The organism is Acetobacter fabarum (genome assembly GCF_011516925.1).
Lineage (GTDB): Bacteria > Pseudomonadota > Alphaproteobacteria > Acetobacterales > Acetobacteraceae > Acetobacter > Acetobacter fabarum.
This window is the reverse complement of the sequence record NZ_WOTG01000003.1, coordinates 53,562-78,524: the sequence shown is the minus strand read 5'-3', so window position 1 is coordinate 78,524 and position 24,963 is coordinate 53,562. Positions and strand designations below refer to the sequence as shown.

At 56.3% G+C, this 24,963-nt stretch carries 21 protein-coding genes and 1 tRNA gene; 14 read left to right on the top strand and 8 right to left on the bottom strand.

Annotation, left to right across the window (positions count from 1 at the left end; translation table 11 throughout):
* The first annotated feature begins 156 nt into the window (after positions 1–156).
* The 4 genes from phoB to GOB83_RS05980 all read left to right on the top strand — a co-directional run bounded on the left by phoB (position 157) and on the right by GOB83_RS05980 (position 5,204).
* A complete protein-coding gene (gene phoB, locus GOB83_RS05995) occupies positions 157–852 on the top strand; it encodes a phosphate regulon transcriptional regulator PhoB (protein WP_086646402.1) in 696 nt (231 codons plus the stop codon).
* Positions 853–882: 30 nt separating this feature from the next.
* Complete coding sequence (locus GOB83_RS05990; protein WP_165925534.1) at positions 883–2,142, top strand: sensor histidine kinase; 1,260 nt, start codon at positions 883–885, stop codon at positions 2,140–2,142.
* A 138-nt stretch (positions 2,143–2,280) separates the two neighbouring features.
* A complete protein-coding gene (gene pstS, locus GOB83_RS05985; RefSeq protein ID WP_086646294.1) occupies positions 2,281–3,306 on the top strand; it encodes a phosphate ABC transporter substrate-binding protein PstS in 1,026 nt (341 codons plus the stop codon).
* Positions 3,307–3,464: 158 nt separating this feature from the next.
* Positions 3,465–5,204, top strand: coding sequence for an OprO/OprP family phosphate-selective porin (locus GOB83_RS05980; protein WP_165925533.1), 1,740 nt, complete (start codon positions 3,465–3,467; stop codon positions 5,202–5,204).
* A 202-nt stretch (positions 5,205–5,406) separates the two neighbouring features.
* Here the strand turns inward: GOB83_RS05980 and GOB83_RS05975 are convergent, their stop codons facing one another.
* Positions 5,407–5,850: a glycine zipper family protein gene (locus tag GOB83_RS05975; protein ID WP_086646292.1), complete on the bottom strand. Its 444-nt coding sequence runs from the start codon at positions 5,848–5,850 to the stop codon at positions 5,407–5,409.
* A 141-nt stretch (positions 5,851–5,991) separates the two neighbouring features.
* Positions 5,992–7,314 carry a hemolysin family protein gene (locus GOB83_RS05970; protein ID WP_086646291.1) on the bottom strand — a complete coding sequence of 441 codons (1,323 nt, stop codon included), beginning with the start codon at positions 7,312–7,314 and terminating at the stop codon, positions 5,992–5,994.
* A 201-nt stretch (positions 7,315–7,515) separates the two neighbouring features.
* Between GOB83_RS05970 and acuI the strand changes: the two genes are divergently transcribed.
* From acuI to GOB83_RS05940, 6 genes are all read left to right on the top strand, one after another.
* The gene (gene acuI / locus GOB83_RS05965; RefSeq protein WP_165925532.1) at positions 7,516–8,490 is read left to right on the top strand and encodes an acrylyl-CoA reductase (NADPH); all 975 of its coding nucleotides are present in this window, start codon (positions 7,516–7,518) and stop codon (positions 8,488–8,490) included.
* Between the two features lie 411 nt (positions 8,491–8,901).
* Complete coding sequence (cydD, locus tag GOB83_RS05960) at positions 8,902–10,599, top strand: thiol reductant ABC exporter subunit CydD (RefSeq protein WP_242005752.1); 1,698 nt, start codon at positions 8,902–8,904, stop codon at positions 10,597–10,599.
* Complete coding sequence (cydC, locus tag GOB83_RS05955; RefSeq protein ID WP_306309877.1) at positions 10,596–12,317, top strand: thiol reductant ABC exporter subunit CydC; 1,722 nt, start codon at positions 10,596–10,598, stop codon at positions 12,315–12,317. The genes cydD and cydC overlap by 4 nt, the downstream gene beginning before the upstream one ends.
* 39 nt (positions 12,318–12,356) lie before the next feature.
* Positions 12,357–13,949: a cytochrome ubiquinol oxidase subunit I gene (locus tag GOB83_RS05950; RefSeq protein WP_165925531.1), complete on the top strand. Its 1,593-nt coding sequence runs from the start codon at positions 12,357–12,359 to the stop codon at positions 13,947–13,949.
* A gap of 15 nt (positions 13,950–13,964) precedes the next feature.
* Positions 13,965–15,101: a cytochrome d ubiquinol oxidase subunit II gene (gene cydB / locus GOB83_RS05945; RefSeq protein WP_086646288.1), complete on the top strand. Its 1,137-nt coding sequence runs from the start codon at positions 13,965–13,967 to the stop codon at positions 15,099–15,101.
* 14 nt (positions 15,102–15,115) lie between these two features.
* Positions 15,116–15,313, top strand: a complete 198-nt coding sequence (locus GOB83_RS05940; RefSeq protein ID WP_165925530.1) for a hypothetical protein — start codon at positions 15,116–15,118, stop codon at positions 15,311–15,313.
* A 272-nt stretch (positions 15,314–15,585) separates the two neighbouring features.
* On the opposite strand, the gene GOB83_RS05935 is transcribed toward GOB83_RS05940, so the two are convergent.
* Together GOB83_RS05935 and argC are read right to left on the bottom strand one after the other, a co-directional pair.
* Positions 15,586–16,317 carry an SDR family NAD(P)-dependent oxidoreductase gene (locus GOB83_RS05935; protein ID WP_086646287.1) on the bottom strand — a complete coding sequence of 244 codons (732 nt, stop codon included), beginning with the start codon at positions 16,315–16,317 and terminating at the stop codon, positions 15,586–15,588.
* 34 nt (positions 16,318–16,351) lie between these two features.
* The gene (gene argC / locus GOB83_RS05930) at positions 16,352–17,272 is read right to left on the bottom strand and encodes an N-acetyl-gamma-glutamyl-phosphate reductase (protein WP_165925529.1); all 921 of its coding nucleotides are present in this window, start codon (positions 17,270–17,272) and stop codon (positions 16,352–16,354) included.
* A 139-nt stretch (positions 17,273–17,411) separates the two neighbouring features.
* Between argC and mazG the strand changes: the two genes are divergently transcribed.
* The gene (gene mazG, locus GOB83_RS05925; RefSeq protein ID WP_242005751.1) at positions 17,412–18,323 is read left to right on the top strand and encodes a nucleoside triphosphate pyrophosphohydrolase; all 912 of its coding nucleotides are present in this window, start codon (positions 17,412–17,414) and stop codon (positions 18,321–18,323) included.
* A gap of 87 nt (positions 18,324–18,410) precedes the next feature.
* Here mazG and htpG read toward each other — a convergent pair whose 3' ends face one another.
* Together htpG and GOB83_RS05915 are read right to left on the bottom strand one after the other, a co-directional pair.
* Complete coding sequence (gene htpG / locus GOB83_RS05920) at positions 18,411–20,291, bottom strand: molecular chaperone HtpG (RefSeq protein WP_095349621.1); 1,881 nt, start codon at positions 20,289–20,291, stop codon at positions 18,411–18,413.
* 138 nt (positions 20,292–20,429) lie between these two features.
* Positions 20,430–21,374, bottom strand: a complete 945-nt coding sequence (locus tag GOB83_RS05915) for an N-formylglutamate amidohydrolase (RefSeq protein ID WP_086646283.1) — start codon at positions 21,372–21,374, stop codon at positions 20,430–20,432.
* Positions 21,375–21,440: 66 nt separating this feature from the next.
* Between GOB83_RS05915 and GOB83_RS05910 the strand changes: the two genes are divergently transcribed.
* Positions 21,441–21,515: transfer RNA gene (locus GOB83_RS05910), tRNA-Val, on the top strand.
* A 300-nt stretch (positions 21,516–21,815) separates the two neighbouring features.
* Here the strand turns inward: GOB83_RS05910 and GOB83_RS05905 are convergent.
* Positions 21,816–23,177, bottom strand: a complete 1,362-nt coding sequence (locus GOB83_RS05905; RefSeq protein ID WP_165925527.1) for an MFS transporter — start codon at positions 23,175–23,177, stop codon at positions 21,816–21,818.
* Between the two features lie 184 nt (positions 23,178–23,361).
* Between GOB83_RS05905 and GOB83_RS05900 the strand changes: the two genes are divergently transcribed.
* The gene (locus GOB83_RS05900) at positions 23,362–23,655 is read left to right on the top strand and encodes a hypothetical protein (RefSeq protein ID WP_165925526.1); all 294 of its coding nucleotides are present in this window, start codon (positions 23,362–23,364) and stop codon (positions 23,653–23,655) included.
* Between the two features lie 332 nt (positions 23,656–23,987).
* Here the strand turns inward: GOB83_RS05900 and GOB83_RS05895 are convergent, their stop codons facing one another.
* On the bottom strand, positions 23,988–24,221 hold the full coding sequence (locus GOB83_RS05895) for a hypothetical protein (protein WP_086646279.1): 234 nt from the start codon (positions 24,219–24,221) through the stop codon (positions 23,988–23,990).
* A gap of 353 nt (positions 24,222–24,574) precedes the next feature.
* Between GOB83_RS05895 and GOB83_RS05890 the strand changes: the two genes are divergently transcribed.
* On the top strand, positions 24,575–24,946 hold the full coding sequence (locus tag GOB83_RS05890; RefSeq protein WP_086646398.1) for an acyl-CoA thioesterase: 372 nt from the start codon (positions 24,575–24,577) through the stop codon (positions 24,944–24,946).
* Positions 24,947–24,963: the final 17 nt, after the last annotated feature.

The window sequence follows — 24,963 nt, the reverse complement described above, 5'->3', positions numbered from 1 at the left end:
ACATTCATAAAGCGGTTTTTCCTGTGTGAATGGCGGCTTTTATGGGGGTGCGGCGAGGGATAATGCGGCCTGCGTGGGGTTTGGGGCAGACGGGCGGTTGTTTTTTGTCATCTGCGCGTCATATCCTAGGTGCAGGTTTTTAAAAGGCATTCTGGTATGCATAAGGCAGATCTTCTGGTTGTTGAGGATGACCCGGCACTCGCCCGGCTTGTTAGCTACAATCTGGAAAAACAGGGTTACATGGTTCGCCACGCGGCGGACGGAGAGGCAGCCCTGGAGTATGTCCGGCAACGTCGGCCGGACCTGATCCTGCTGGACTGGATGCTGCCGGGTATTTCCGGGCTGGAAGTTTGCCGCCGCTTGCGCGAGCAGGCCAGAACGGCAGCCTTGCCCATTATCATGTTCAGTGCCCGTGGCGAGGAAGCCGACGCCATTCGTGGGCTGGATACAGGGGCGGATGATTATCTGGTCAAGCCCTTTAGCATGGATGCCCTGTTTGCCCGGGTCAAAGCCATTTTGCGCCGGGCTCCCCCGGCCGATAAAACCCTGCGGTTTGATACGTTGGTCATGGACCGGGTGAGCCACAAGGTTGAGCGTGATGGCCGCCTGCTGTCTCTGGGGCCAACGGAATACCGGCTTTTAGAGTTCCTGATGCTGCACCCGGCACAGGTTTTCTCGCGCGAGGAGCTGCTTAAACACGCATGGGAGCGCAGTTCCTTTGTTGAGCTGCGCACAGTGGATGTGCATATCCGCCGCCTGCGGCAAACCCTGAACGAAGGGGGCGGGGTGGATTTGATCCGCACCGTGCGGGCCCGTGGCTATGCGCTGGATAAAGTGCAGGACCCGGACTAAGCAACACACCGCAAAAAGGGGCGGCTGATCATGCACGCTTGGCTGGCAGCACTCTGCGGTATGGCAGGGGGCGGCGCGTTGGCGGCTTTGCCGCTGTTTATCGCCCGCTCGGGCCATTTTGAACCTTTGCCGGATGATACGGAACGGCAGAAAACCCGGATTGGGCGTGACACTGCCTCCGCAGTAACACTGGACGAGGTTATGGCCTCCCTGCCAGCGGCAACGCTGGTGCTGAACGACACACGCCTGCCCTGTGTGATTTCTCCCGAGGCTAAGCGGCAGTTCACAAACAGCCTTGGCAGCATTATCCGCCATCCGGCTTTTCAAAGTTCGGTGGACAGACTTCTGGCGCAAAAAAAGGAAGACCAGCAACCGGCTGAAGCGCTGATTGTGCTGGATATTCCCCATTACCGCGTTGTGCGGGCATGGTTGCAGAAGAAAACCGTGCCCGATGCCTTTCTGCCCGAAGGGTACCGTAAGGGTGGGGGAGCGTTTTCGTCCCGGACAACGCTGGTCTTTGTTGCTTTGCATGATGAGACCGAGGCCGTTCTGGCTGAGCGGCAGCATACGGACTTTGTGGCCTTTGCCAGCCATGAGCTGCGCACGCCACTGGCCTCCCTGCTGGGGTTCATAGAAACCCTGCAAGGCCCTGCGGCGGATGATCCGGTTATTCAAAAAGAGTTTCTGGGTATTATGTCCGAGCAGGCCAAGCGCATGCAGCGTTTGCTTGACGGGCTGCTTTACCTGTCCAGAGTGCAGATGCAGGAGCACCACAGGCCCAAGGAAACAATAGGCATTGCCGAACTGCTCAAGCGTTTGTCGGATGAAGCCGCAGGGTTGATCGCGGGTAAGCCTGTTCGTTTTCAGGTGCAGGCGGATGATGCGCAGGAACTCTGCGTGCAGGGGGATGAGGCCCAGCTTTTGCAGGTGCTGATGAACCTTGTGGAAAATGCGCTCAAATACGGGCTGTTTGATCGGGGTAAACGTAATGGGGAGCCGCTGGGCATTACGGTTTCCTGTGCGCGGGCTGCCAAAAATGCCGGTTGGCCTGCCGAGCCGGGGCTGGTGCTGAGCGTTACGGATACGGGGCCGGGTATTCCCGCGCGGCACCTGAACCGTTTGACCGAACGGTTCTACCGCGTGGCCAAAACTGCTGCCAGTGTGCAGGGTAGCGGGCTGGGCCTGGCTATTGTGCAGCAGATTCTGGTCCGCCATGATGGGCGTTTTGTTGTGGAAAGCACGGTGGGCGAAGGTACCGCCTGCCGGATATGGCTGCCGCTGCTCAGCTAGGTCCGTAGTGTCATAAAACCGTCATTCAATTGTCCTGAAAGCATAACACCATTCTGTTCTGATTTACTTTAACCCGGAACAGCACGGCACGTTTTTGTGGCCGTAAGCTTTTGCAATTGGCTCAGGGAAAAAACCAACATGCGTTTTTCAGTCAGGTCTGGAATGTGTCTGGCCGTCATGACCACCTTCCTTACGGCACTTCCAGCAGCATCTCGGGCCGAGAGCGTGACCGGTGCAGGTTCCAGCTTTGCCGCTCCGATCTATGAGGCATGGGGCGCGGTTGCAAAGTCCGCTACGGGCGTGACCGTTAACTACCAGAGCGTTGGCTCCAGCGCAGGCCAGAACCAGATCGTGGCTGGCACGGTTGATTTTGGCGCATCCGATGCGCCGATGGATGCCCAGAAGCTTGAAACCAACCACCTCTTCCAGTTCCCCACGGTTATGGGTGGCATTGTTCCGGTTGTGAACATCCCCGGCGGGATCAAGCCCGACACGATCACGCTGAGCGGTGATGTGCTGGCCGAAATCTATGCAGGCACCATTACCTCCTGGAACGATCCCAAGATCGTTGCGCTGAACCCCGGTGTTAAGCTGCCAGACGTGGCCATTGCACCTGTTCATCGTGCAGATGGTTCGGGCACAACCTTTGTGTTCACGTCCTACCTTGCTGGTTCTTCTTCCTCCTGGAAGGAAAACTACGGTGCAAGCACATCCATCAGCTGGCCCGGTGGTCTGGGTGCACGTGGGAATGACGGCGTTGCCGCAACCGTGCAGAACACCGAAGGTGGCATTGGTTATGTGGAATATGCCTATGCAAGCCGCAACCACCTGACCACTGTTCGCCTGCGCAACCATGCAGGTGCCAGCGTTGCAGCAGGCATGAACAGCTTCTCCCACGCCGCGCAGGCAGCAGACTGGAGCCACGCTTCCCACTTTGCTGTGAACCTGCTGGACACGGATGGTCAGGAAGCCTGGCCGATCATGTCTGCAACCTACGTGCTGGTTCCCGTACCTGCCCGTAATGCTGACCGTGATCAGGCTGTGCAGAAGTTCTTTGGCTGGAGCTTCAATAACGGTGATAGCGTTGCCACCAAGCTGGATTACGTCCCGCTGCCCAAAACCGTTAAGGACAGCATTATGTCCGCATGGAAAAGCGGCAAATAATCAGCCGTTTATAATTTTCACTGCGTATTTGAGCTTATTGGAAAGCGGCCCCGAAACGGGCCGCTTTTTTTCATAATTCCGTAACGAAACCATCACCGAAGCATCACGCACAAAAAAGTTATGGCGGGTTATTCACTCCTCATCGTTCTTATCATGGAATGGCCACAATGCGCTGTAACTCGCTTTTTTCTTCTGTTGCTCTAACGTCTTTTATGTTGGCTGGAATCGCTCCTGTGGCCGAGGCGGCTTCCACTGAGGATTCCGAAATCCGTTTGCTGCGTGCGGAAATGTCCCAGATGCGTCGGGATATGCAGCAGCAGATCGTCACCCTCAAGCATCAGCTGGCTAAAAGCGATGCAACCACAACCAAAGGCCGCATGGGTCAGGCAGCTGGCCACGGCCGCCACACCACGCATGTTGCCGATGGGAACTACGACCCGAACGTGCAGTTCGGCGAGCAGGAACCCATGAAAAAGGTTGCACCCCTGTCTGGCGTGGGCACACCCCCGTCTGACCGTGGTGACACCATGTCCTGGAAAGATTTCAAGGCTGCCACGGCTTCTGATGAAGAAGTACGCGTTGGCGGCATGATTGTCGGCTTCCCCAAAGGTCGCTTTACGGTTTCATCTGAAGATGGTGCGTATGGCTTCTCGGTTGGCCTGGCATTCCATGAAGACTTTGGTGGCTTCCTCGGCGGTGGTCCGCGTCGTGGGGAAACAAATGGCGATTTCAACAGTTTTACCGAAAACGCCCGCCGTATCCGTATCCCCTTCACCTTCCGTTACAAAGACTGGGTTGCTAACGTAACGCCAGACTTTGGTGCCGGTGGTGCAGACGGTGCGAGCACTGACCAGACCCTGTATGAAGCAAACCTGAACTACACGGGGCTGCACAACACGATCCTGACAGTCGGTTACTTCCAGCCGCGCGTGACGGAAGAAGATTCCGAAAGCTCGAACGACTTCGAAATGATGGAACGTCCCGCCATTACCGATGCCGTGCGTAAGATTGCGGCAGGGGATGCGCGCTTCAGCTTTGGTGGTCTGCATTACGAAAAACGCTGGTGGATTGCTGCTTACTTTACGGGCCAGAGCTTTGGCCAACGTAGCGGCAATGCAAGTGCCAGCACCAATAATTATGGTTACAACGGGATTGTTAACAGCCAGACGGGCGGCACTTTCCGTGCGGCGGGCCGTCCCTACATGTCCAAAGATATTGATGTGCATGTTGGTATTTCCGCCATTAGCGCGTTCAAGGTGGCAGAAGTCTGCAAAGCGGGCTCTGCTTCGTGCAGCAAGTCTTATGGTCCCAGCCAGTCGCCTGAAGTTAACCTGACCAGCACCAACCTGATTGGCGCGACAATCAACAACGCATCATCTGTCTGGTCTGCCGGTCCGGAACTGGGCTTCCGCTGGAAGAAAATGGTGCTCAAGGGCGAATACTATAATATTGGCGTCAACCGCAGCAACCAGCCGATTACGGGTGTGACGGAAGCGATGTCGCAGAAAACCGTTCACCTTCAGGGTTATTATGGTTCTGCCAACTATACCCTGTTTGGCAAAGGTCGTGAATATAACATCAAGGAAGGTGCATTCGGCGCACCGGGTGTTGAACACGAATTCGATCCCTCACGCGGTTACTGGGGCGCGCTCGAAATTACGGGCCGTTACAGTGTCACCGACTTCAGCGATGTTTCGGCTGATATTCGTGGTGGCCGTCAAACCGTGTGGTCCGGTGGTATCAACTGGTATCCCAACCGCCACTTCCGCTTCATGCTCGACTTCAACCACTTCATTGTTTCCCGCACGGCTACGGGTGGTGGCATGAGCGCTTCTAGCTGGAACAATGCAGGCCGCGATGGCAACTCCTTCGCTGCACGTGTGCAGGCTGCGTTCTAAAGTTTCTGCCTCTGGCCTGTGTCAGATATTCAGTGTGGAAAAGGGCCATTCTTTCGAATGGCCCTTTTTTTATGCGCAGGTATGAAAGTATTTTTTAACCCGCCCGCAAGGGTGGGTCTTTCAGTAACACCGCGCGTATGGAGTAAGCGGTTTACCAACACACGGCTTCTGCCGGATGTATCCCCGGCAGAAGCCGTGTGTTTTAGCGAACGTAGCCGTAAGCGGGCTGGGGAGCGGGCAGGACATTTTTGTAGGCAATCATGCAGGCCACATACGCATTGTTATACTGCGTTTGAATGCCCCCCTGCTGGTTGTTGGAATAGAGGCTCCCGCCCAGACCGCCACCCATGGCCCCTGCGGCAGCCCCAATGCCTGCACCGGCCCCACCGCCAGCGGCAGCCCCAAGCCCGGCACCCAGAGCGGTTGCCGCCAGACCACCGTAAATGGCTTTATGGTTCTGGCGTTCGGCCTGCCCCTGTACAGCGGCGGCAGCCTGAGAGCGGCAGAAGTTCTGTTCCTGCAGGAATTGCCCGTATTCCTTGCCCGGACCGGGGAGGACCTGCGTGGTTGGGCCCATTGGGGTTTCCGCACAGCCAGCCAGTAAAAGAACAGGCAAAAAAGCAATGGGGAGTGCTGTAAACTTCATCTCACTTTACTCCAAGTTGTATTGGATGATGTTAACGTGAGAGAAGTATGTCATTTTTTTGGTAGTATAGGAATAATAGAAAAAGGGGGAACAAGACCGCCAGAACTGGCAGGCCTTGTTCCCCCTTTTCAGGCGCAGGTTTTAGAGTGCGGTATTAAGCCGCGTGACCAGGAGCTGGTTGATGCGGAAGCCTTCCACGTCAACCACTTCAAACCGGAAGCCCGCTGCATCCACCCTGTCGGTCTTGCGGGCCATACGGCGCAGGCGGTGCATGATAAAGCCGCTGATTGTATCAAACTGCTCATGGTCGGGCAGGTTTGCAATGTCGAGTTCACGCATGACTTCCCCAATGGGGGCAGCGCCGTCCACCAGCCAGGAGTTGGCATCGCGCTGGACAATGGCCTGTTCCTCAAACGGGCTGGCCAGTCCGTCCATAAGCACGCCCATGATGTCCTTGAAGGTGATCAGCCCTACAACCAGTCCGTATTCGTTGACCACCAGCGCAAAGCCTACGCCCGATGTGTCAAACTGGGCCAGTGTGTCCCACAGGTTCAGCGTTTCCGGCACGGAGGGTACGTCCCGTCGCATGCGGGCAATGGGGTTGGAGTGTGGGCGACCGGAGGGGGCAGTGGAGGGGTCCACGACCGAGGCCAGAACGTCTTCCGCACGGATGGAGCCAATAACCTTATCCAGCCCGCCATTGCACAGCGGGTAGCGCGAATAAGGCTCCATGCGCACTTTTTCATGGTTGTGTTCAGGCGTGTCCTGAATATCGAGAAAAATGATCTCGTCCCGTGGGGTCATGGCGGATGTAACGGAACGGTCCTGTAGACCCAGCACGTTCTCGATCATCTGGTGTTCCTGCTGGAGCAGGGCGCCGGAGGCCGTGCCCGCCGCCAGAATGGCGTGCAGGTCTTCAGGCGTTACGGGTTCGACTGCCGAGGCAGCCGGGATTTTGAGCGCTTTGAGCACCACATCGGAAATTTTGGAAAAAATCCAGACAACCGGGTAGAGAATCCGCAAGGCCAGCCGTGGGAACCAGCCTACGGCAAGGGCTACCTTGTCCGGGTTGTTCATGGCGACCCGTTTTGGCAGCAGGTCGGCAAACAGCACGAACATGCCGGTGACAAAAATAAAGCTGAGGGTGGAGGCCAGATTTTGCGCCCACCAATCGGAGAGATTCCACTGGGTGAAAAAATCAGCCAGTGGGGGGGACAGCATTTCCGAGCTGACAATACCGCCCATAATCCCCACGCCGTTCAGGCAGATCTGGATAACGGTTATGACCTGCCCGCTATTACGGCGGAGTGCCAGAAAAGCCTGGGCACGCGGATCTCCTGCTTCTGCGCGGCTGCGGAGCCTGACTTCCCGGGCGGCGGCAAAGGAGATTTCGGAAAGCGCGATCAGGATGCTGATCACGATAAGCAGAACAAGGGTCAGCAGACCCATTATGAACAGGAGCAAGAGAACGTCCGCTATACTGTTAGGATGCCACAGTATGAACAAAAAGTGAGTCGCTGACCAGCGTGATTCCAATTGTATTTTTTATGTCACGTATGATGTGCGCGGAACTTCAAAACTCTGTCAGTGCGGGACCGAAGGGCTTTGCGGGCGTTGGTTAAAGGCTAGTGTGCCGTGTTGTTCTCTTTGGCCGGATAAAAACAGATGTTTGATGCGCTCTACCTTGAAGAAGCAGGCCAGCCGGCTGCTCTGCGGAAACTGCCCGAAAATGCCTTGCCGGACGAGGAGGTGACAGTCCGTGTTCACTGGTCGGGCCTGAATTACAAGGACGCGCTGGCCATTACCGGGCGTGGTCCTGTGGTGCGGGCATGGCCAATGGTGCCGGGGATTGATTTTGCAGGCGTGGTCGAGCGCTCCTCCAGCCCCGATTTTACAGTCGGGCAGCAGGTTATGCTGAATGGCTGGGGTGTGGGCGAAAAGCACTGGGGTGGCCTTGCGCAAAAAGCCAGTGTTCGCGCCGCGTGGTTGCTGCCTTTGCCGCAGGGGTTAAATGCCCAGCAGGTTCTGGCGCTGGGCACGGCGGGCTTTACGGCCATGCTATGCGTGCAGGCACTGGTGCGTGAAGGGGTGGAACCCGGTTCCGGCCCGGTGCTGGTGACGGGTGCTACGGGTGGGGTCGGCAGTGTGGCGGTTATGCTTCTGGCCCGGCTGGGGTATGAGGTTGTGGCGGTAACCGGCCGGCTGGAAGAGCAACCCTACCTGCAAAAATTGGGTGCTTCCGAGGTGCTGGCGCGCTCACATTTTGAAATGCCTTCCCGCCCGCTGGAAAAAGCCCGCTGGGCAGGGGCGGTGGATGTGGTAGGCGGGCAGGTTCTGGCCTCTGTCTGCGCCGCAATGAAACCGCAGGGCGTGGTAACAGCCTGCGGTCTGGCGGGGGGGATGGAGTTCCCCGCCACTGTCGCTCCCTTTATTCTGCGTGGCGTAACGCTGGTGGGGATAGATAGCGTGATGTGCCCCAAAACGGTCCGGCAGGATATGTGGGAGCGTCTGGCCCTGTTGGTCAATAAGGACCTGCTGGCGGAAATGACTCGAGTTATCCCCCTGTCAGACGCCATAACTGCGGCCACAGACCTGCTTGAGGGCAAAATAAAAGGTCGTCTTGTGGTTGAGGTGCCCTGAGTCGCGGCTTTTTGGAAGGCAGTTCTGGCGGTTAGAGCTGCCTTTTTAAGTGTGTAATAATTTATTGTTTTGTGTAACTGTTCCGGATTTTTGCACGGATGTGCAAGGGTTTGGAATAGTTAATTCGGTGCAAAATAATAGGAAAATCAATAAAATGATGGTTTGTTTGTAATAATAAAACCATAACCATATTAATTTAAAATATACCCCCATATTTATTTTTGTTTATGGGAGATTTTAATTATATTTAAATTCTATCATGGAAAATATTCAAAAATATTTCTCATCGTTGAGAAAAGAGTATTTCCTTTAAGGAGTTGAGAAAATTCTCAACTTCATGGCGCTCTTGACGAAAGTTACAGATAAATGTAACTAACAAAACTGTTAAGTAAATTATGTAAGTATTGAGCCATGGATGCCACACCCGCCCGAGCACACGGCGCAGATATGACCAAGGGACTGGCCCGTCAGGTGCGCGGCTGGTTGCTTGGTTCTGTTGTGGTTGGGGGTGTGTCGGCTGTTCTACTGGTGTGCCAGTTTATTCTTCTGGCCCATCTTGTGGACGATCTGGCGTTCCATGACCGTGGGCTGGATACGGAATTTTCTGTGTTTGGGCTTATCCTCGCCTGTCTTGTGGGGCAGGTTGGGGCACGTTTTGTATCCGACATTCTGGGAACGCAGGCAGGTCTGCGGGTGGCGGGCCATGTTCGGGGCAAGCTGCTGGCACATCTGTTTGCAGCCGGGCCAGTGGTTTGCGCAGGTGTACCTGCAGGGGAGGTCGTAACCACCTTTACGGAGGGTGCCCGTGCGCTGGTGCCCTATTTTGCCCGGTATGTGCCGTCTGCGGCCATGATGGTGGTTCTGCCGCTGCTTATTCTGGCGGTGGTAGCGGGGGTGGATGGGTGGAGCTTTCTGGTGCTTGCCTGCACTGGCCCGCTTGTGCCGGTTTTTATGGTGTTTGTAGGCTATGGCGCGCAAACCATTATGGACCGGCGGTGGCGGGAACTATCCCTGCTTGGCGGAAGTTTTCTGGATGCGTTGCGGGGGTTAAAAACCCTGCGCCTGTTTGGCCGCACGCAGGATAGTCTGGACCGTATTGCCAGGCTGGCGGATGCGCATGGGCGCACCACCTTGTCTGTCATGAAGGTGGCATTCCTCACATCGGCTGCACTGGAGTTTTTCTCCAGTCTGTCCATTGCACTGGTTGCCGTTGTTTTTGGCACGCGCCTGTTGGCTGGCACGGCGGATTTCCGGTCTGCATTTCTGGTTTTGTTGCTGGCTCCAGAGTATTTTATGCCGCTGCGCACATTTTCTGCCAGCTATCATGCGCGGCAGAATGCTCAGGCTGCCATGGAGCATATGGGTAAACTGTTTGCCCTGCCTGCACAGGCAGAGCGTTACACACTGCCAGCCCTCCTGCCCGCAGGGGGCGTTGGCACTTTGGTCTGCTCCGGGCTTGAGGTGCATACCCCCGATGGCGCACCTGTTTTGCAGCACGTGACCTGCCACTTTGCCCGGAACCAGTTGACGGTTTTAACTGGTGCCAGTGGTGCGGGTAAAACCACTTTGCTGAATACTCTGCTGGGTTTTTTACAACCTGTTGCCGGGAGCTTGGGCGCCTACGATACCTCGGGGCAGTCCATGCCGCTGCATGGCGTACGTATGGCGTGCGTGCCGCAGTACCCGCTTATGGTTTTTGGCACTGTGGCCGATAATCTGCGTCTGGGTGTACCGGGGGCGGATATGCAGCAGCTGCGGCAAGCCGCCACCTTGGCAGATGCGCTGGGGTTCATAGAAGCCCTGCCTGAAGGGTTTGAAACGCATATAGGCGAACGGGGTAGCCGCCTGTCTGGCGGGCAGGTCCGCCGTCTGGCTCTGGCGCGGGCCTTGCTGCAAAACCCGGATGTTCTGGTGCTGGACGAACCCACAGCAGGGTTGGATGCAGTGAGCGCACTGCATGTGGCCAACGCCCTGCGCCGGTGTGTGGCTGGGCGCATTGTTGTGGTTGCAACCCACAGGCAGGCACTGGCTGACCGGGCCGATGCGCTGCTGCACGTGGCTGGCGGCACGGTAGAGAGTGTTCCCGTACAAAAGGAGACTGTTGCATGAGCATGCCACAAGATTCTTTGGCCGGTGGTGCACAGGGTTTTTTCCGTCTTTCGGTGGGGCTGCGCTGGCGTCTTGCTCTTGGGGTGGGGTTTGCCTGTGCTGCGGCACTGGCCAGCTTTGGGCTGCTTTTTCTGTCAGGCTGGCTGCTGGCGGGGGCTGCGGTTGCGGGGCTGGGTGGGCAAGCCGTTGCGCGGGCCTTCAATATCGTGCTGCCAGCAACGGGTGTGCGGTTTTTTGCCATGGTCCGCATTATAGCCCGCTATCTGGAGCGGGTTGTGGCGCATGATGGTGCACTCCGTCTGGGCGGGCATTTGCGCGCATGGGTTTATGCACGCCTTGCTCCGCTTGCCCCCGCCGGGCTGATGGGCCAGCAGGGAGGAGACCTGCTGGGGCGCTTTGTCTCGGATACGGACAAAGTGGCGGCATATTATACAGATGTCGCACTCCCCTTTTTGCGCGCATTGTTGTGTGGTGTGGTGTTTGTGGGTGTGTTCGCCTGCTTTATGCTCCCCGCGGCAGCGCTTCTGGCTGCAGGGTTGTTGCTGGGCGGTGTTCTGGTGCCGCTGCTGGTTGGCCCCGCCATGGACCGACTGGTACGGAGGGAGGCGGAAAGACAGAGCCACATTCAGGCGGAGCTGGCGCAAACACTCCAGAATATGGGGGAATATCTGCTTTTGGATGCCGCCAGTAGCCGGGCAGGGCAGTGGCAGGCGCAGCAGGCCGAAATGGATAGGGCATGCTGGAAGCTGGATGTACTGGAAAGTGCTGCCCGCGGCCTGATAACCCTTATCACGTTTGCCACGGCTCTGGGGGTTCTGGTTCTGGCGGTTAGCGCCTGCCGGGCAGGGCAGTTGAGTATTGCGGAAGTGCCCATGCTGGTGCTGGGGGTTCTGGCAGCTTTTGATGTGGCAGCCCCCTTGCCTCTGGCGCGGCAGGCTGCGGCACAGGCAAAACTTGCGACCATCCGGCTGGATGCAGCCTGCCCCCCCAGTACGCCGCGGCCTGTGGTGCAGGGGGCAGACCTTCCACACGCACCGTATGATCTGGTGGTGCGTGACCTGAGCTTTGCATACCCGAAAACTGTAAGCCCTGTTTTGCAGAATGCTAACCTGATTATCCGTCAGGGGGAGCATGTAGGGCTGGTCGGGCCATCCGGTATTGGCAAAAGCAGCCTGATCAACCTGCTTTTTGGTTTTTATGCGCCCGATAGCGGCAGCATAAGCTTTGGCGGTGTGGATGTTGGTACACTGCGTGCGGAAGATATGGCCGCTTTTGTGAGTGTTGCCGCACAGGACTTTCACCTGTTTGCGGGTACATTAAGGGACAACCTTCTGCTGGCAGCCCCCCACGCTACGGAGCAGGAGCTTGCAGATGTGCTGGAAACGGCACAGCTCACACAATTCATTCAGTCTTTACCACAGGGTTTGCAAACCTGGGTTGGTAATGATGGCCTGCGCCTTTCCGGTGGGCAAGCGCGCAGGGTGGCGGTGGCTCAGGCCCTGCTACGCGGCACTCCATGGCTTGTTCTGGACGAACCAACCGAAGGGCTGGATGCCGCTCTGGAGCAGGGCCTCATGGCCGCGCTGGTGCAGCGGTGTGAGCAGACAACCATTGTATGCATGACCCACCGGCAGGCGGTGCTTCCGTTCATGCACAGGGTTATCAGGGTGGAGGACGCGTGTTTTCGCCCCGGAGGAGGGAGCGACATGAAGAGCTGAAAGTGAAAAACGCTTCTATTCTGTAATAAGGTTAAAAAAATGGACTTAATTAATCCTACGGTCGTTGACCTTTCGCGTTTTCAGTTTGCGTTAACGGCCCTTTATCACTTCATGTTCGTCCCCCTGACATTGGGACTGACCTTTATGCTCGCGGCCATGGAGACGGTGTACGTCGTAACCGGCAAGCAGGTGTACAAGGACATGACCCTGTTCTGGGGCAAGCTGTTTGGCATCAACTTTGCTCTGGGTGTGGCAACCGGCCTGACCATGGAGTTTGAGTTCGGCACCAACTGGTCCATGTATTCCCGCTTTTTCGGGGATATGTTTGGCACACCTCTGGCCATTGAAGGGCTGATGGCCTTTTTTATGGAATCCACCTTTGTCGGGCTGATGTTTTTTGGCTGGGACCGTCTGAGTAAACCTGCGCATCTGGCCATTACCTATCTGGTAGCACTGGGTTCCAACCTGTCTGCATTGTGGATTCTGGTGGCCAATGCCAGCATGAACATGCCCAACGGCGCACATTTTGACCCCGAAACCCTGCGTATGACATTTGACAGCTTTGTCGGCGTTGTCTTCAACCCCGATGCGCAGGCCAAGTTCGTGCATACTTCGGTTGCGGGTTATGTGGCGGCATCTCTGTTTGTCATGGGGATCAGTGCGTTCTACCTGCTGCGCCAGCAGCACCGGGAATTTGCTGCGCGCTCTTTCCGGATGGCAGCGCTGTTTGGTATTTTTTCCACCGTTGCCGTCATTACGCTGGGGGATGTGCTGGGCCGTCTGGATTACGAACACCAGCCAACCAAGATCGCAGCCATAGAAGGGCTGTGGCACACCAGCAAGCCGCCGTATGAACCCTGGATTATTGCGGCTCTGCCTAATGATGAAAAGCAGGAAAGCTCGTTTGAAATCGGGGTGCCTTTTGTGCTCACGCCCCTGATCACGCACAGCTTTAACACGCCCATTACCGGCATGATCGAACTTGAAGATGCCGCCGCTCCGCGCATTGCCTCTGGCATTACAGCCGTAAGTGCCCTGCGCCGGTATGAGGAAAACCATCAGGCGGCCGATCTGGAGGAGTTCCGTGCTCACCAGAACGACATGGGGTATGGCCTGCTTGCTACCCGCCATGCACCGGGGCAGGACGTAACCGCTATTGCACCCGAGCAGCTCCAGAGTGTTATCGAGCAGACAAAGCCTGATATTCTGCCCAATGTTTTTGTAACCTTCTGGTCTTTCCGCCTGATGGTGTTTTTGGGCGTGTTCTTTTTCGTGCTGTTTGCCATGGCGTCTTACCTGAGCCTGAAAAACCAGCTGGAGCGTAACCCGCTGTTTCTCAAACTGTGCATGTGGTCCATTCCCCTGCCGGTTCTGGCAACCGAGTTTGGCTGGATTACGGCTGAGGCCGGCCGCCAGCCCTGGACCGTGTTTGACCGCCTGCCAACCTTTATGTCCGCTTCCACGCATAGCGTGTCTTACATGCTGTTCTCACTGGCCGGGTTTACTGTGCTTTACAGCATATTCATCGCGGTTGAGCTTTACCTGATGTTCAAGTTCGCCCGGCTGGGGCCAGAGGCGCATGGTCCGCATGAAGATGCAGACCCCGCACACCTGTCCGTTGTGGCGCATTAAGGAAGGTCCTGCATCATGGATATTTATGTTGTTCTCAAGCTTATATGGGCTGGCCTTTTATGCGTGCTGCTGATCGGGCTTGGCCTGATGGTGGGCATGGACATGGGGGTAGGCACCCTGTTGCGCTTTGTCGGGCGCACGGATGGGGAGCGCCGCACTGCGCTCAACATCATTGGCCCGCACTGGGATGGTAATCAGGTCTGGTTCATTCTGGGCGGTGGCGCCATTTTTGCGGCGTTTCCCACGCTATATGCCACGTCTTTTTCGGTGTTTTATGTGGTTATGATCCTGCTGCTGTTCAGCATGATCTTACGGCCCGTAGCTTTTGAATACCGCTCCAAGGTGGATGCCCGCCTGTGGCGTGCAAGCTGGGACTGGGTTTTTCTGGTTTCGGGCTTCCTGCCCATGTTTGTTTACGGCGCAGCTTTTGGCAATATTCTGCAAGGTGTGGGGTACCACTTTAACTGGACCGGGCAGTATTTTCAGGATGGGTCTTTCCTGGCTTATCTGCTTAACCCCTTTGCCATTCTGTGCGGCCTTATGGCGGTCTGCCTGAGTGTTATGCAAGGCGGTGTCATGCTGATGATCCGCTCTGAGAACCCCATTCACGACCGGGCGCGGCGCTATGCCAGCCGTGCAGGGCTTGCCGCAGTTGCTCTGTTCCTTGCCGGTGGCGTATGGATTCGCGGCATGCCGGGTTTTGTGCTTGAGCAAGGGAACCCTGCCATGCCAGCAAACCCCATGCAGGGGCAGCAGGTAAGTGTGCAGGTAGGGGCTTGGCTGCACAACTATGCAGCACACCCCGTTTTGTGGCTGCTGCCTGTGCTCGGTGTGGTGAGCATGCTGGCCGGTGTCATGCTTGTGCTGGCTAACCGCTCCCATGTGGCCTGGTGGATGGGCCTTGGCTCCTGGGTGGGTACAATTGGTACGGTTGCGGCCGCCATGTTCCCGTTCTTCATGCCGTCCACCACACGCCCGGACCAGAGCCTGACAATCTGGAACAGTTCAGCCAGCCAGTACGGCCTGACCTGCATGCTGGCCGTGGCCCTGATCTTTGTGCCGCTGATCCTGTGTTACACATCCTGGTGCTATTACGTTATGCGCGGGAAAGTTCACACGGCGGATATCATCAAAGATACGCATAGTTACTGAAAAGGAGAGGGCGCATGATCACATTGCTGCGTTTTGCGGGGCTGGGTCTGGCTCTGGTAGTGGCTCTTCTGTTTGCCGTTTTTGTGGGTGACCAGGGGCCTTGGTATTTTGCATGGGCGGTTGGCACGGTCATGATTATTCTGGTCGCAGCCGCCGGTGGCGTCCTGTTTGATGCGCAGGCAGATGCGTCTGTCTCGGAAGGGGAGTTCTGACGATGATGGGAGATCTGGAGGCTATTATATTTTTTGTGCCTTTTTTGTATTTATCGTTTTATATAATAGCATTTTCTGTTATAAGAAGGATGTTTCCCTAGCCTGTAATTCGAGCATCAGGGAAGTCTCACAAAGGAATAGCCTGCATACCTCTGGTATGCAGGCTGTTTTGTTTTATGGGTACGTAAAAAACCCACCTCCATGCGTAGGGCATAGAGGTGGGTTATAAAATCCATTATTCCTTATGGAGGTTTAAGGAATAACGGGTTTGATCAGGCTTCCAGTCCGCCATCAACCGGCAGGGCGGCACCTGTAATGTAGGATGCCTTGGGGCTTGCTAGAAAAGCAGCCATGGCGGCAATGTCATCCACCTTGCCGTAAGCACCGGTTGCAACAAAACTGCTTATCAGGGCAGCACCTTCCCCATCTTCTGGGTTCATGTCGGTGTGGATCGGGCCGGGTTCGATCACGTTGGCCGTAATGCCACGGCTCCCCAGGTCGCGTGCTACGCCTTTGGCAAAACCGCGCAGGGCCGCCTTTGTGGCAGCATAAAGCGAAATGCCGGGGAAAGGCGCGCGTGCACCAAAAGCGGAGCCGATGTAAATAATCCGCCCGCCTTCCTTCATGTGTTTTACGGCTTCCATGGTTTCCACCATAACGGCACGCACATTCAGGTTCAGAATATTTTCAATCTGTGCGACCGTCATTTCATCAATCGGGCCGTAGGGGTATGTGCCCGCATTGCATACAAGTGCGTCAATGCGGCCAAAGGCAATAATGGTTTCGGCAATGACCTCACGGTTGCCTTCAACTGTCGTGCTGTTGGCTTTAATGGTCAGCGCCTTGCGGCCCATGGCGCGGATTTTTTCCGCTACCTTTTCAGCAGCACCCGAACTGCTGGAATAGGAAATGGCAATATCGTACCCATCTTTTGCCAGAGCTTCTGCAATGGCGGCTCCAATGCCCCGGCTACCACCGGTTACAATAGCAACTCGATTGCTCATGATCGTTAAAACCTTTCAAAATTCATGCCTGTTTTCAGGCGTCGTTCAAACCCAGCATCAGGCTGATGTTCTGTAATGCAGCGCCAGATGCACCTTTGCCCAGATTATCCAGCCGAGCCGTTAGCAGGGCCTGCCTGTTCTGGGTGCTGGCATGCACACGCAGTTCCATGTTGTCGCTCCCAGCCAAAGCTTCGGCCGAGAGTTTGGGTTCGTGCGGCATAACCCGCACATGGGCCTGTCCGGCATAGTGTTCGTGCAGAATGGTGTGCAGATCACTCCCGGTTATATGGCCTTTCAGGTCATCCAGGTGCAAGGGGATGGAAACAATCATTCCCCGCGCAAAATGTCCGACCGAAGGCACAAAAACCGGACGCCGCGTAAGGTTGGCGTGCTGGTGGATTTCGGGCACATGCTTGTGTTCCAGACTGAGCCCATACAGCTCAAATGCTGGCCCGCCTTCATGCTCGTGCGCCTCAATCATGCTGCGGCCACCCCCGGAGTATCCACTAACCGCGTTAATGCATACCGGGTAGCGGGCATCCAGCACCCCGGCATCTACCAGTGGGCGGAGCAGGGCAATGGCCCCCGTGGGGTAGCAGCCGGGGTTGGACACACGCAGTGCGCTGGCAATGGCCCGGTCCTGACCTTTTGCCAGTTCGGGAAAGCCGTAAATCCATGCCGGGTCCGTGCGGTAAGCGGTGCTGGCATCCAGCAGGCGGGGGGCGGCATCACCCAGAGTTGCTGCCATATGCACGGCCTCGCGCGAGGCATCGTCTGGCAGGCACAGAACAACCAGATCGGCTGCGGCCATGGCGTCCTTGCGGGCAGCCGGGTCCTTACGCCGGGCGGGGTCGATTGAAAACAGCGTAACAGGCAGGGCCGAGAGGCGCTCGCGTATTTCCAGCCCTGTGGTGCCTGCTTCGCCATCAATGAAGATAACGGGTTTCTGTGTCATGCCTTCCTCTTCTGATTCTGGCGGTAGGTTAGGCTTTCTGCCTGCAAGCGCATAGACGCGGCACAGGATTATGGCACAATGTTTAACACATAAAGTCCCGCGCTGCCCGCGCGGCAGGCCACCAGAACAGGCAGAGAGCATGACCAGCAGAGCACAAACCCCCGCAACCTCCCCTGTGGATGCCGTGCAGAACCGGCACAAGGCCGCGCAGAATATTGAGCGGCTGCTTGCTCTTATGGCGCGCCTGCGCGACCCGGAGGAAGGCTGCCCGTGGGACCGCGAGCAGACACATCAGACCATAGCCCCCTATGCCATTGAAGAGGCCTATGAGGTGCTCGATGCTATTCAGCGGCAGGACTGGCAGGCTTTCCCCGATGAACTGGGGGATCTTCTGTTGCAGGTGGTCTATCAGGCGCAACTGGCGGAAGAGGAAGGGAAATTCGCTTTTGCCGATGTGGCGGAAATTGTTACGGAAAAAATGATCCGTCGGCACCCGCACGTTACCTTTGGCAAGGACGTGCTGGGGAATGCCGCTCAACCCCAGCCCGTAGCGGCTGAACTGTCCGCACGTGCCATGCCGGGGCAGTGGGAGGCAATCAAGGAGCAGGAGCGCAAACGTCTGGCCCAATCCGGGGGGCAGGCAGCGCAGCGCCCCGGTGCGCTGGCGGGTGTGCCGCCTGTTCTGCCCGCTCTGCTGCGGGCTTCCAAACTGGCATCCCGCGCGGCCCGTGTCGGGTTTGACTGGCCCGATGTCTCCGGTGTGCTGGACAAGGTGCATGAGGAAATAAACGAGTTTGCGGTGGAAATGCAGAAGAATGACCGGGAAAAAATGCAGGATGAACTGGGTGATGTCCTATTTTCTGTCGCCAGTCTTGCACGCCGCCTGAAGCTGGACCCGGAAGCCTGCCTGCGGCAGGCCTGTGACAAGTTTACCCGCCGGTTCGAGGCGGTGGAAGCCCGTCTGGCGCAGGATGGCCTGAGCATGCAGGACCAGAGCGTGGAGAAGCTGGACGCCGTGTGGAATGCGGTGAAGCAAACTGAAAAGCCCTGAAAACCAGAACGGCTGGAGCCTTTGCTCCAGCCGTTCTGGTTTGTGGGCGTAAGGGAGCGCGCTCCCTTACGGTTGGTCAGCGTGACGTTACTGTGCGTTGGCGTCCTGCGTGCCACCGGCCAGATAATCCATGATCCGGCGGGAAAAGGCGTTAACATCCTTTGGTGTTTCACCATTCTGGATGCTGGCAACATCAAGCAGGATATGGGCCAGCGTATCAATGTTATCCCCGGCCTGCACCTTTTGGGCCAGAGAGTGGATAATGGGGTGTGCAGGGTTAAGCTCCAGCACAGGGGTTACGTCCGGAATGTCCTGCCCGCTCCGCTGCATGAGCTTGCGCAGTTGCAGGTCCGGCCCGCCTTCTGGCGCACTCAGCACCATGGCGCTGGAAACCAGACGATCCGTTGCCCGGATGTCGGATACAGCATCCGCCAGAGCGGTTTTCAGGGCTGGCAGCAGGGTGTCCATATCCGCTTTTTCGGCGGTGCTGGCTTCAGGGGCCCCAAATTTTTCAAGGTCATTCAGGCCCTGTGCCACATTGCGCAGGCTTTTGCCTTCATATGTGCCAAGCCGTTCCGGCCAGAAGGAATCCACCGGGTCGGACAGCAGCAGCACTTCCACCCCACGGGCCTTGAAGCCTTCAATCTGGGGGGAGGCATTCAGCACGTCTGCATTGTCGCCTGTTACGTAGTAAATGGCGTCCTGCTCGGGCTTCATACGGCTTATGTAATCGTCCAGCGAGGTCAGGGTATCCACGGCACTGGAGCGGAAGCGGCTAAGGGCTGCCACATCGGTTTTATAGGTGGGGTCGTCCCACATACCTTCCTTGAGCACGGGGCCAAAGTTGTCCCAGAACGTTGCATAGGCCTGCGCGTCCTTGGCGCGGGTTTTCAGCTCGTTCACAACCTTCGTGGTCACGGCCTTGCGGATACGGGCCAGAACGGGGGTTGCCTGCAACATCTCGCGTGAGACATTGAGCGGCAGGTCCTCCGTATCCACCACACCATGCACAAAGCGCAGCCATGGGGGCAGGATTTCAGCATCATCGGTAATGAACATCCGGCGCACATGCAGGCGCACCTTGCTCTCACGCGTCTGCTCGCCAAACTCGAACGGGCGGGAGGAGGGGATGAACAGCAGGGCGGAAAATTCCATCATGCCCTCTGCACGCCAGTGCAGCGTATCCCACGGTTTATCAAAGTTGTGGGAAATATGGCGGTAGAACTCTTCCAGCTGTTCTTCCGTCACATCATTGCGGGACTTGCGCCACAGGGCCGTGCCTTCGTTGGCGGCTTCTTCCTTGCCATCACGCATGATGGTCACGGGCCATGCAATATGGTCCGACCATTTGCGAATAATGGCCTGCAGGCGCCATGGGTCCAGAAATTCATCCGCATCGGATTTAATGTGGAGTGTAATGTCTGTTCCCGCTTTTTCGCGTGTTGCGGGTTCAAGCGTGTAGGCCCCTTTACCATCGGACGACCAGCGCCATGCCTCATCCGACCCGGCCCGGCGGGAGACAACATCCACCTTGTCCGCCACCATGAAGGCCGCGTAAAAACCAACGCCAAACTGGCCAATCAGGCTTGGGCGGTCTTCAGGTTTGGCGGTTTCAAGCTTCTGGCCAAAAGCACGGGTGCCGGAGCGGGCAATGGTGCCAAGGTTGGCAACCAGTTCATCCCGGCTCATGCCTGATCCGTCATCGCTGATCGTCAGCAGGCGGGCGTCCTTGTCGGGGTTGATGCTGATCTTGGCATTTTCGGGCAGGGCCTGTGCGGCATCGGTCAGGGCTTCAAAGCGGCGGCGATCGGTGGCGTCCGCTGAGTTGGCGACCAGTTCACGCAGGAAGATTTCGCGCTCGGAATACAGTGAGTGCACAACCAGGTCGAGCAGCCGCCCTACTTCGGCGCTGAACTCGCGTGTTTCACTTCCCTGATGTGCCGTGGCGTTGGAGGTTGTTTCTGTCATGCTACTGGCCCTGTTGCTTCTTATAAACTCTGCACATGGGCAGTGTATGCCACACCTGATGGGGGCGTGCATCCCTGCCTGTTCTGGTTGCACAGATGTGGTGGAGTGGGCCTGTTTTCAATATCTGGCGGGGGCATGTCAGCCAGAATTATGGGCTGGTTTTTCCTGCGCTGGAAAATGCGCCAGCACCTGAGCGACCAGAATGGTCAGGGCTTCGGCCAAGGTGGCAAAGCCATCATGCGGTGTGTGTGTGGCTTCATCCATATACAGGCCGCGCCGCATTTCTATTTGCAGGGCGTGCATGTTCTGGGTGGGGCGGCCGTAATGGCGCGTAATATACCCGCCTGCGTATGGCGCGTTCCGGGCGGTTTTAAACCCCAGCCCCTGCAAGGTCTGCTCTGCCAGATCTGTCAGGCGTTGCGTGCAGGATGTGCCATAGCGATCCCCCAGCACAAAGTCGGGCGAGCCAGCTTGTGGCGCATCGGGCATGGAATGCAGGTCCAGCAACAGGCAGAAGCCATGCCGTGTATGAGCGGCCTGTAGCAGGTCTGCCAGGGCAGCGTGGTAGGGCATCCAGTAATGACGGATGCGTAAGGCGGCCTCCATAAAGGGGATGCGTTGCCGGTAAATGGGGCGGCGGTCTGCAACAATACGGGGTATGGAACCCAGCCCCGCCAACCCCCGCTCAGAGGGTGCGACAAAGGATGGAATGGCACCATGGAACATCCGGCTGTCCAGGTCCCATGCTGCGCGGTTTACATCGCAAAACACACGGGGGAAGGTGGCGCTCAGCAGCGGTGGCCCCAGATTATGGGCACCAAGGGCCAGTTCATCCACAAAGCTGTCTTCACCACTACGCAGGATGTCTAGGGGCTGGCGGGCAATACGTATAAACGCCTCCGGATAAAAATGCCCTGAATGGGGGGAGCCCAGCACCACGGGGCTGGTTGCGGGTGTGCCGCAGACCAGAACCGGATTGGGGGCCGCCTGCCGGTTGGCTGTGTTCTCTTCCTGCATGTCCTGCTGAGGCTGAAACAACCGCTTCAGGCTGGGTGGGAATAAAGAAGACGCAAAATTTTTCATATTCCCACTATTGTGGGCTTGCGCTTGCAAGGCAAGGAGGATAAAAGGCCCACACACATCAGGAATGGGCGCATAGCTCAGCGGTAGAGCACTACCTTGACATGGTAGGGGTCACAGGTTCAATCCCTGTTGCGCCCACCATTCCTGAGCCGCAGTATTCTGCGGTTTAAACCATGTCTCCCACTGAAAAATTACCGTCTCCCAAAGGCAATAACACGGCATAAGCTGCCAGATTGTGTCCAGCAGTGGTTATAAACTGGTTATGGTTTTTCGTAATGTCCGTTGGGTCGATATGGAAACCGAACCGGCAGTGCCGCAGCAGAACTGCGGCAATATTGGGCGTTTTTTATCTGTCCTAACCCGGTATGTGCGAAAGTTATTCTGAACCTCTGTTCTGTAGCCTTGAGTTTGTCAAAACAGGTATTTTGTCGTTTCAGTCTTTTACGGTTTTTCCTCCCGACGAATAATCCGGCGTGAGACACTCAATGCAGCACCCAGAAGAGCAAACCCTGCAGCCAGTTCAAGGCAATGTACCGCGCCACTACTGCTTTGGGAAAAACCGAAGATCAGGGCGACCAGAGCGGAGCCCAGCGCCCAGCCCAGTGTGCGGGCAACGGCCATCATCCCGCTGGCTGCACCACTGCGGGTTGCCGGGCCAGAGGTCATGACTGTCAGATTATTGGGTGTCTGGTAAAAGCCAAACCCAATGCCACAAAGCGCCATTCGCCAGCATATGTCCCAAAAGGCAGGTTGTGCTGGCATCAGGCTCAGAGTTACCAGCCCTGCTGCCAGAAGTGCCAGCCCCATACTGCTTAAAACCGAGGCAGGATGCCGGGTGGCCAGTCGGCCTGCAAAAGGGGCGGCAATGGCAACAAGCACAGGCCAGGGTGTGACAAGCAGGCCAGTGGTTACGGCGGAAAGGTGCATAACTGTCTGGAACAGGAATGGCAGTGCAACATACGCCAGAATCTGCGCGGCATAAGCGCAGATAGATGTCAGGATTGAAAGCGAGAACAGCGGAATAGCCAGCAGGTCCAGTGGCAGCATAGGCGTTTGCAGCTTTTTCTGCTGGCTATACAGTGCAATGGCGCAAAGCAAACCGGCCCCGATCTCAAGCGTTGCCAGCCCGGTTTCCTTCTGCCCCAGCGCATCAACGCCAAGAATACCTAACCCCAGAGCACCTATATTGAGCAGTGTGCCCACCCAGTCGAACGAGAACGGGGCGCGAGGGCTGGCGGGGGCTGCCCGTAAAAAAAGAGCGACTGCCATTATGCCAATCGGCACGTTGATCAGGAACAGCCACGGCCAAGGAGCAACAGCCAGCACCATTGCGGCCAGCGTAGGCCCAACAGCGGCAGAAATGGCAACGGCTAACGCAATAATGGCAAAAGCCTGATGCAGCATGGCTCTGGGGTACACACTGCGCACCAGCGCGCCGCTTAGTGCGGCCATACAGGCTGTTCCTAAGCCTTGTACGACACGCGCTGTAATAAGTGCGCCCAGCGAACCCGCAAGGGCGCAGGCAAGGGACGCTGCTGTAAACAGAGCGATCCCGAACCCGTAAACCCGCTTCAGGCCCAGTGAGTCCGCCAGAGCGGCAACGGGCAACAGGCTGACTGCAACTGCCAGATGATAGACATTGACGACCCAGACCGTCTGCGCCTCGCTACAATGGAGGTCATGGGCGATGGTGGGGAGTGCGATATTGGCAATCGCTCCATCCAGTCCGCCCAGAACAATGCCAAGCACGGCGCAAAGCATGACCAGACGGCGCTGTGTGTCGGAAACGGGCTGTGAGGTCATAAAAAATTCGGTGTCCTGATCCGGGGTGGGAATATACCTTGGTCTGGTGCTTTATTGATTTTAGGTGAAATGGAAAAGCTATTTAAAATCCATGCGCTATCGTTGGTATGGTGTGTGCTGCACAATTGCGGGTTGTTCTTGCCATCACATTTAAGCCCGACAATAAACCAGAATGAGGTGACGCATGATCATGAAAAGACTGTTGCTTATACTCTTATATGGCATGATTTTTTCACCCGTCATTGCAAAAGCTGAAGACCATTTTCCAGATGATGTTGCCGGGTTTTTCCATGATGCAGATCTTTGTCAGTATCTGGCAGGGGAGTGGGATAACACTCTGCCTCGGAAAAGAAAAAACGAATTATCGTATGCAATGGAAAAGAACTGTTCAGATATCTATAAAAAACAGACGTATTTTGAGGAAAAATACGCACAGAATAAACTGGTTATGAAAAAGTTAAAATATTATGAATTTTAACGATGTGGTGGGTCTTTATATGGGAGTATTCATAAGGCTTTTGAGCACTCTTCCTTTGATTGTCTGCTCTAAATGGCAATGATGGTTTTTCAGCATGCTCAAGGGGAAGAGATAATAGAGCGTTCAAGCCTGCGGTGTGCTGGTGGCTTAGCGGTGTGACTCTGGGCGCTGGTAGAGTGGAGAGAAGGGGGGATGCCGGGGTGCACAAAGGCAATTATGACCGCTGTATGCGGCATAGCGCCATAATGTCCTGATCAAGTAATGATAATTTTTAGGAAAGTATGATAAAAAAAATCGTAAATCTGAGTTTCCGGTAAGTTCTGCTATGCAGATTATGCGTAAAAAGCCCCCGAGTTTTTCTCTTTCAGGACAGATTCAACGGTTTTATCCACGAATTTTTCGTTGGCGTTAACACGGGCCTCTTTCAGGTCGCTTGCGTAAACTTCGCCGGAACCATTCGTTGCGACTTGAATATTGCTGCTAGCATTGTTGCTCTTTGCTTGCAGTATGGTGTCCCGGATATTGGTATGTGTTTGGTCCGTAAAGGAAACTGCATATCTGTACATTGTATAGGCCTCCCTCTCTCGACTTAATTATGAACGAATCTGTAGATTCGTGTAAAATAATTTTCCTTCTGTGACCATGATATTGCGGGGGTCAATATAACAAATGCGTGATCAGTGTGTGTTTTTGGGCACCTGCGCTCCCTAGGCTCTCGCCTGCGTTGCTGCCCGGGTTTTCACGTTTGCTACAGGCATGGGTGGCGCGCACAGATTCCGCTGTATGTTTTGCCCGGAATGGAGAAACATGGTGCCAGCATTCAAGCAGGGACCATGCGCAGGCAAAAGGGGTGATCGTGGGGAATACCGAACCAAGTGACTGGGCAACAGATGCCCATCTGGCTGTGCGGGTTGTGGCCATGCGCAGGGATACAAATGCCGCGGGTGATATTTTTGGTGGCTGGGTTGCCGCACAGATGGACCTTGCCGCCAGCACTGCGGCGGAAGGGTTTGCAGGCTGCAAATGCGTAACCGTAGCTATTAACGGTATGGTTTTTCATCATCCCATGGCCGTGGGAGATGAGCTGAATGTTTACACGCGCATCGTCAAGGTGGGGCGTACATCCATTACCATCTGTGCAGAATCCGTGCGGCGTATCCGGCGGACCAATATCCGGCAGAAGGTCACATCCGGGAACTTTGTGTTTGTTGCCGTGGATGATGCCGGGCGACCGCAGACTCTGGACAAGGAATGGCCTCTGGCGGAGCAGAAGGCGCAGGCAGAAAACTGACAGCTCTTTTCCACCAC

What these genes read in the sequence shown, in the direction of transcription:
- phoB (WP_086646402.1), top strand. Translation starts at nt 157, where the DNA reads ATGCATAAGGCAGATCTTCTGGTTGTTGAGGATGACCCGGCACTCGCC.
- GOB83_RS05990 (WP_165925534.1), top strand. Translation starts at nt 883, where the DNA reads ATGCACGCTTGGCTGGCAGCACTCTGCGGTATGGCAGGGGGCGGCGCG.
- pstS (WP_086646294.1), top strand. Translation starts at nt 2,281, where the DNA reads ATGCGTTTTTCAGTCAGGTCTGGAATGTGTCTGGCCGTCATGACCACC.
- GOB83_RS05980 (WP_165925533.1), top strand. Translation starts at nt 3,465, where the DNA reads ATGGCCACAATGCGCTGTAACTCGCTTTTTTCTTCTGTTGCTCTAACG.
- GOB83_RS05975 (WP_086646292.1), bottom strand. Translation starts at nt 5,850, where the DNA reads ATGAAGTTTACAGCACTCCCCATTGCTTTTTTGCCTGTTCTTTTACTG.
- acuI (WP_165925532.1), top strand. Translation starts at nt 7,516, where the DNA reads ATGTTTGATGCGCTCTACCTTGAAGAAGCAGGCCAGCCGGCTGCTCTG.
- cydD (WP_242005752.1), top strand. Translation starts at nt 8,902, where the DNA reads ATGGATGCCACACCCGCCCGAGCACACGGCGCAGATATGACCAAGGGA.
- cydC (WP_306309877.1), top strand. Translation starts at nt 10,596, where the DNA reads ATGAGCATGCCACAAGATTCTTTGGCCGGTGGTGCACAGGGTTTTTTC.
- GOB83_RS05950 (WP_165925531.1), top strand. Translation starts at nt 12,357, where the DNA reads ATGGACTTAATTAATCCTACGGTCGTTGACCTTTCGCGTTTTCAGTTT.
- cydB (WP_086646288.1), top strand. Translation starts at nt 13,965, where the DNA reads ATGGATATTTATGTTGTTCTCAAGCTTATATGGGCTGGCCTTTTATGC.
- GOB83_RS05940 (WP_165925530.1), top strand. Translation starts at nt 15,116, where the DNA reads ATGATCACATTGCTGCGTTTTGCGGGGCTGGGTCTGGCTCTGGTAGTG.
- GOB83_RS05935 (WP_086646287.1), bottom strand. Translation starts at nt 16,317, where the DNA reads ATGAGCAATCGAGTTGCTATTGTAACCGGTGGTAGCCGGGGCATTGGA.
- argC (WP_165925529.1), bottom strand. Translation starts at nt 17,272, where the DNA reads ATGACACAGAAACCCGTTATCTTCATTGATGGCGAAGCAGGCACCACA.
- mazG (WP_242005751.1), top strand. Translation starts at nt 17,412, where the DNA reads ATGACCAGCAGAGCACAAACCCCCGCAACCTCCCCTGTGGATGCCGTG.
- htpG (WP_095349621.1), bottom strand. Translation starts at nt 20,291, where the DNA reads ATGACAGAAACAACCTCCAACGCCACGGCACATCAGGGAAGTGAAACA.
- GOB83_RS05915 (WP_086646283.1), bottom strand. Translation starts at nt 21,374, where the DNA reads ATGAAAAATTTTGCGTCTTCTTTATTCCCACCCAGCCTGAAGCGGTTG.
- GOB83_RS05905 (WP_165925527.1), bottom strand. Translation starts at nt 23,177, where the DNA reads ATGACCTCACAGCCCGTTTCCGACACACAGCGCCGTCTGGTCATGCTT.
- GOB83_RS05900 (WP_165925526.1), top strand. Translation starts at nt 23,362, where the DNA reads ATGATCATGAAAAGACTGTTGCTTATACTCTTATATGGCATGATTTTT.
- GOB83_RS05895 (WP_086646279.1), bottom strand. Translation starts at nt 24,221, where the DNA reads ATGTACAGATATGCAGTTTCCTTTACGGACCAAACACATACCAATATC.
- GOB83_RS05890 (WP_086646398.1), top strand. Translation starts at nt 24,575, where the DNA reads ATGCGCAGGGATACAAATGCCGCGGGTGATATTTTTGGTGGCTGGGTT.